Source organism: Actinoplanes sp. NBRC 103695, assembly GCF_030269485.1.
Taxonomy (GTDB): Bacteria; Actinomycetota; Actinomycetes; order Mycobacteriales; family Micromonosporaceae; genus Actinoplanes.
In genome coordinates this window covers 1-4,876 of record NZ_BSTL01000084.1, presented here as the reverse complement: position 1 = coordinate 4,876, position 4,876 = coordinate 1, and the positions used below count along the sequence as shown (strand labels likewise).

At 63.4% G+C, this 4,876-nt stretch carries 2 protein-coding genes; one reads left to right on the top strand and one right to left on the bottom strand.

Features of this window, described 5'->3' with window-relative positions; translation table 11 throughout:
* Nucleotides 1–1,563: tyrosine-type recombinase/integrase (locus QSK31_RS48260; protein WP_285691953.1), on the top strand; the 1,563-nt coding region annotated here is incomplete at its 5' end.
* 46 nt (nucleotides 1,564–1,609) lie between these two features.
* Here the strand turns inward: QSK31_RS48260 and QSK31_RS48255 are convergent.
* Nucleotides 1,610–2,902, bottom strand: coding sequence for a GNAT family N-acetyltransferase (locus QSK31_RS48255; protein ID WP_285691952.1), 1,293 nt, complete (start codon nucleotides 2,900–2,902; stop codon nucleotides 1,610–1,612).
* Nucleotides 2,903–4,876: the final 1,974 nt, after the last annotated feature.

Genomic DNA, 4,876 nt, shown 5'->3' with positions numbered 1-4,876 from the left:
TCGCGATACAGACGCACAGCACGCGCCCTCAGTTCGTCGGGGTACTTCTTCGGTGCGGCCACAGAACGTCCTCCCCATGATCAGTCGATCATGTTTGAGAGGCTCCACCAAACCGGGGGGAACTCAGGTAGCCACTGCCCCAAGTTGCGCCGCGGAAACAGCTGGAACCCGAACCACGGCGTCTGGCAGTACCAGATCGAACTTCCCCGCGCGGCCGACGGCCGCCGCCGCCCGCTACGCCGTGCCGGGTTCGCCAGCCAGACGGCGGCCAGCGATGTGCTGCACCGCATCACCAACGCTCTGGCCGCCTGCGAGCCCGGCGACACCACCCACCTCGCCCGGGTCGGCGACATCGTCGAGAAGGCGGTCAACGCCGATCAACAAGTCCCCGACGCCGCTACCGTCCAGCGGCTGCTCTACGCGGTTGAGAAACTCGACGCCGTTCCGGACGTGGCGGGTCTGATGACCATGTTCATCTCCAGCCGCGGCGGGAGCCGCGGTAAGCGGAAGAAGATCAAGGAGGGCACCCGCCGCTCGTACCAAGGCCACATCGACAACCACATCATTCCGAACCTGGGCACGGTCGCGGCCGACCGGCTCACCGCCGGCCTCATCGAGACCGGGTTGCTCGACAAGATCGAGGAACGCAACTCCCTCATCGACCAGCTCCGCGCCAGCCCGGACCCGGCCAAACACCGCCAGGTCACCGGGATGCGCAAAGTGGGTATCGCGACCCAGCATCGCATCTTGGCCACTCTGCGCGCGGGCTACAACTGGGGCATCCAACGCGGCATCGTCCCACCCGCCAACCCTGTCAAATACGTCGAGATCGCCCCCGCGAAGGCACCTAAGAAACTCCTCTGGACCGACGAGCGCGTCGCCGAGTGGAAACTCACCGGGAAGCTCCCCGAGGACGCGGTCATGGTTTGGACACCGGAACAAACCGGCGTCTTCCTCGACCATCTCATCGCCTGCGGCGACCGCCTATACGCGTTGTTCCACACCATCGCCTACCGCGGGCTACGACGAGGTGAAGGCTGCGGCCTGCACCGCGCCGAATACGACAGCCGCCGCAAGAAAGTCACCATCGCCTGGCAAGTCGTCCAGCACGGCTGGCAAGCCCGCCTCGAACGACCCAAAACCGACGGCAGCTACGACGACGTTCCCCTCGACGCCGCAACCGTCCTCGCCCTGGACAACCATCTGGCCCAGCAACGCCAAGAACGACTGGCCGCCGCAGACAAGTGGACCGAGACCGGTCTGATGTTCACCACCGAAACCGGAGCGATGCTGCACCCGGCCGACGTCACCGACCACTTCTACTTCCGCCTCAGACAAGCCGGACTCCCCCCGATCGGCCTGCACGGTCTACGTCACGGCGCCGCCACCATCAACCTCGCTGCAGGCGTCGACATGAAAGTCGTACAAGACCTGCTCCGGCACGCTTCAGCCACCACCACCAGCGACCTCTACACCACCGTCCTACCAGACCTCGCCTTCGACGCCGCCGAGAAAGCCGCCGCCAGCGTTCCCCGCCAGCGCCACCTCAAAGCAGTCAGCTGACCAAGCGGCCGAGGCCCGGTTGTAGCCGGGCCTCGGCCGTCATCCGTCAGTGCACCCAGATGCCGCCTGGGGAGATACGACGGGCCAAGCGCTGACCAGCGTTACTGACCGGATCCGACCACGACACATCGGCGACAGCACACCCAAAGTCCTGCGCCAATGCAGAGACCAACGCACCGCCGACGCCGCGCCCCCGGTGCACAGCGGCGACCCAGATCAGATCTATCGACGGCCGCACGGTGGTGTCCTCGCCGGCGTAGACGTCCGACTCAAGATCCCAACGCCGATGGCGGGCGAGATCGGCGGCAACCAGATAGCCGACCGCGTACTCGCCATGACGCAACAACAACGCCCGCCGGTTCGTGCTACTTGGTTCCGGCCGGTCACCGACCTCCCAACTCGCGAAGTCGTAGTGATTCTCTCGCTTCGGCGCCCGAGCAAGCTGCGCTGCCAGCCGCCGCCAAGCAACGCTCGACTGTGTCGTCACCACCGCGAGATTGCCGAACTCCCACGGCACGGTCTTGGGCACTCGAAGTCCGATCGACCACAGTTGGTGGTGTGCCTCGTGCTCGGCGACGCCGTACCCGCCGAAAGCCCCTCGGAAGCCGCACGGACAGTCAACCCTCGGCCGAGCCCCGAGCCGCCGCAGGTCGGTTGGGAGGGCATGCTTGCTGTGATCACCGCGCCTCACCCGGGTTTCGAGCGGTCGCAATAGACCTGTCTGCGGAGGAGCGTCGCTCCAACGGTCTGGCTGGTCGGTGTAGTTCTCAGGGAACGCCGACCGATTCAATTTCCCGACTTTGGAGAGCTGCGGACGGATCCACACTCCCTCTGGTACCGCGCGTCCGTTCAGCCGAAGATCCAAGCTCGCGGCCTTCGCCCGGAGGAACCGCAGGAACGTACCCGGCCGCGTCTGGAAATCCACACCACGCCGGAGCAGCCGCTCCCCCGGCGCGAGCCAGTCATCGACAGGCAGCGTCAACCGGCTAGCCAAGTCCTCCAGCTTCGAGTAATCATCCTCCACTTCGGCCGCACGTAGAGCCTCGGCGGTCTCACCTTCATGCGGGTATGGCACATACAACGTCACCCGGTAATTCCCACTACCCCACGCGAGGCTGCCTGAATAGCCCTCGAGCCAGATCCGGTCGAAACAGACCATGCGTAGCCGCTCTATAGCCGCCGCGTACTCCGGCGGCAAAGACGTAGCTCCGCGTTCGTGGGTCTCCGCGTAGTGCTCACGGTCGAGCTCGACAACAGCGAAATTAGCTTCCGGACTGACGTTGATCCTTCGAGTGCGCCAGGAATGCGGCGGCGGATCGAGATACAGCACGGCCTCCACCACGGCGACCTCCCGACAGCATGAGCGTTTGCTGAACATCGAAGTTTACCGTGATCAGAGGATCACCGATGGCTCCCGTCCAATGCCAAGCCAGAAGCCTCCGACCGATGTGGCCGGGGGCTGCTTCTTTGGGTGGATCAGATGGACTTTAGCGGGATGCCGTCCCAGCAGCGGTTACCTCTGGTCCAGATCGCCGCGACGCTTCCGCAGCACATGCCTACCTACCACGACCGACTAGCACGAGAGCCTCTATCGGCAAGGCTTTTAGAGATCAACTTGACACATCTGCCAAACTAGTCGTGTGACTAGTATAATCTGCCGCATAGCAGATTGCGAGATAGCAGATTGGCTACTCTCCGACTGATCCTTCTGATAGCAAGCCTTTCCGCGCATCACAAACTTCCTTGAGCTCACTTCGTCAAGAACCTCCTCACCAAGTTGTTGGACGGAGTAAGAGTTCCCGTAGGACCCGTCCCGAAGGTCATGTAGGAGAGACCAAGCAGATGCCGACCTGGAATGCCCGACTCATCGGTCTCAGCGAGCGTCTAGGCCGGCGTGGCCACAGAGTCGTGCGTGCCTGGCCGACCACCAAGGTCACCCTCTGGTCCCTGACAGCGGACGTCAAGGTCATCGTCATGCGCTTGCCGCACTACGCATCCCCAAGCCGAGACTCGACTTGCAGCATGACCCAGCGCCTCATCGCCCAAGGTCGTGCCAACGTGGCCGCAGGAGCAGTGCCGCCGGAACGCCGGAGACGCCACCAGCGGCCTGACGGATTGAGTAGTGGTCGCCCTCCAAGATCCCGCGCATCGAGCCGGCGACTAGACCAGAACGACGGCGAACCGCAGGAGGCTCGCAGCGAGGTGACTACTTCCCTCGCAGTGATGTGAGTTGTTACCTCGCACAGAACGCCGCTACCGCGTGGCCGTCCCCGATCAGCCCGGCTAGGACCACGTCAGTGATGTGACTTGTTACACAGCCAAACTCTCAGCAAGCAGCTTCGATTGCGACCCACAATCAATACGGAGCCCGAAGGAACCTGCTGAGTTTTAAGGATCAGTAGGAGGACCGGGCGAATGCCACCGTGGGTTGAGTACCTGTATCACGCAGGCCTGTTGACGGGCGTGTCATTTGCCCTACGTGAACTGCTGATCGCCGTCGTCACGATCTGGTCCATGGGCACCGACGATAAAGACAAGCGGGAGCACGCGTTGAAGCTGCTCAAAGCGCTGCGCGTCCAAATTAGGCGTCCGCCGCCTGAGGTTCCGCCGACAACGCCGCCTTCCCAAGGACAGTTGCCGCCTGGTTCACCGCCTGTGGCATAGGACTGCTAGCTGTGGCGTCGTATTCTGACCTTGTACGCCAGCCGACCAAGGGAAGGCTTGCTGCGACAAAAGGACTCGGCATCGGGTCAACGGACTGCCGACTTCATGTCCGACCTCGCGACTGGACCGGGGACAGTTCTGAGTCCTATCTCGTCTGCGACGCTGACGGATCTCAGCGACAATCAGTCGAAGTTGACCTGGTGACCTGAGTCTCGCGCGAGCGCATGTTTTCCTCGCTCGATCAGAGTGCGGAGACCGTTCGATGGGGCTCGCCGTTTTGAGCCGCCTATCGCCCACAAACCTTAGGCGGTGCTCGTCGGACTGCTATTGGTGCCCGGCATGAAGCCTCCCGCCAACCTGATCAGCCTCGTGATCGCTCCGGTGGGCCGACCGGGAGGATCGACCGAGCATTATCAAGGCGGTGCCTGAGCTGTTCAGCCTGATGGCTAGAAGGCCGGAAGGCCGGGCAGCAATCGTTGCGCCACGGCGACCGGGTACGCGACGGATTGTTGGGTGAGGTCCCGGTGAGTTCCCCCCGTTTCGACGGAGCGGTGGTTACCTGCTTCCGGTCGGGGCAGGGGTGAGGTTATCTGGCTCGGTCTGGGTGTGCCAGGCGGTCTCGTATTCGTCCGGGCTCAGGTAGCCGAGT